This window comes from Falsiroseomonas oryziterrae, from assembly GCF_021864505.1.
Lineage (GTDB): Bacteria > Pseudomonadota > Alphaproteobacteria > Acetobacterales > Acetobacteraceae > Falsiroseomonas > Falsiroseomonas oryziterrae.
The window spans coordinates 1-1,715 of the sequence record NZ_JAKJIB010000528.1; the positions used below are offsets into that span (position 1 = coordinate 1).

Annotated in this window: 1 protein-coding gene and 1 pseudogene; both read left to right on the forward strand. The window is 74.3% G+C overall.

The genetic code is table 11. The features are described from left to right. The coding region (locus tag L2I40_RS22785) for an FHIPEP family type III secretion protein (protein ID WP_237217648.1) at window positions 1-1,197 on the forward strand (1,197 nt) is incomplete at its 5' end. Further along, window positions 1,194-1,715: pseudogene (locus L2I40_RS22790) on the forward strand (hypothetical protein); the annotation flags it as partial. The gene L2I40_RS22785 and the pseudogene L2I40_RS22790, both read left to right, overlap by 4 nt.

Genomic DNA, 1,715 nt, shown 5'->3' on the forward strand with positions numbered 1-1,715 from the left:
GCGCTCGCCTCGGGCGCGTCGGTCTTCATGGCGATGCTGCCGGGCATGCCAGCGCTGCCCTTCCTGGGACTTGCCGGGCTGGCGGGCTGGCTGGCGCGCGCGCAGTGGAAGGCGGAGCGCGCAGCCGGCGCGGCGGTGACGGAAGCCCCGCCCGCGCCCGCCGAGCCGGCGCCGGCCGAGGCGCTGAAGATCGACCTGCTCCGCCTCGAGCTCGGCTACGGACTGCTCAGCCTGGCGGCCGGCGATGCGCCCCGCCTCACCGAGCAGATCCGCGCCCTGCGCCGGACGACGGCGCAGGAGATGGGCTTCGTGCTGCCGAGCGTCCGCATCCAGGACAATCTCCAGCTTCCGCCCGACACCTATGTCGTGCGCGTGAAGGAGATCGAGGCCGGCCGCGGCGTCCTGAAGCCGCCCCTGCACCTCGCCATCGACCCGTCAGGCAGCCCGCCGCCGGTGCCCGGCGAGCGCGTGCAGGAACCGAGCTTCGGCCTGCCCGCGGCCTGGATCGAGGAAAGCCTGAGGGAGGAAGCGCTGGCGGCCGGCTGCACCGTGGTCGACGCTGCCGGCGTGCTGGCGACGCACCTGACCGAGATCGTGCGCGACACCATGCCGGAGCTGCTGTCCTTCGCCGAGACGCAAAAGCTGCTCGACGAGCTGCCGCCCGAGCACCGGCGACTGGTCGGCGATCTGATCCCCGCACAGGCGAGCCTCGGCACCGTCCAGCGCGTGCTGCAATCCCTGCTCGTCGAGCGCGTCTCGATCCGCGACCTGCCGACCATCCTCGAAGGCATCCAAGACGCGGTCGGCACCGGCGGGCGCAGCATTCCCGGCATCGTCGCGACGGTGCGCGCCCGCCTCGCGCGCCAGCTGAGCGACGCCGCCCGCGCGCCGGACGGCGTCATTCCCGTCATCGTCCTGGCCCCGGAATGGGAGCGCGATTTCACCGAGGCGCTGCACGGGCCCGGCGAGGAGAAGCAGCTCGCCATGGCGCCCTCGCGGCTTGGCGCCTTCATGACGGCGGTGCGCGACGCCTTCGACGGCGCCGGAAGCGAACCCGCGGTGCTGGTCTGCTCGAGCGGGATCCGCGCGCATGTGCGCGCGGTCATAGAGCGGTTCCGACCGCAGACCACGGTGCTCGCGCATGCCGAGATCCATCCGCGCGCACGGATCCGCACCGTCGGCAGCGTGGCCGCATGAGGCTGCGCACGGTGCGCGCGGCGCATATCTCCGACGCCATGGCACGGCTGCGCGCCGAGCTCGGTGCCGAGGCAGTGATCCTCGCCACTCGCCGCATCGCCGGCGGCGTCGAGGTGACAGCGGCGCAGGACGGCGAGGACGAGCCGCTGCTGATTGCGCCGACGCCGCAGGCGCCCGTCCTGCCCGGCGCGCTGCAGCGGCACAACCTGCCAGCGACGCTCGCCGGGCGCCTTGCCGGGCTTCCGCTCCACGCCGCGCTGGCACGCGAGTTCCGCTTCGAAGGCCTGCCGCCGAGCGACCGCGCCCTGATGTTCGTCGGCCCGCCCGGCGCCGGGAAGACACTGAGCTGCGCCAAGCTCGCCACGCGCTTCGTGCTCGCGGGCAAGCCGCCGCTGCTGGTCTCAGCGGATGGCCGGCGCGCCGGCGCGGCGGAGCAGCTCGCCGCCTTCGCGCGCGTGCTCGACCTGCCGCTCGCCGTCGCCGCAACGCCCGCCGCGCTCGCCAAGGCGCTGCTGCGG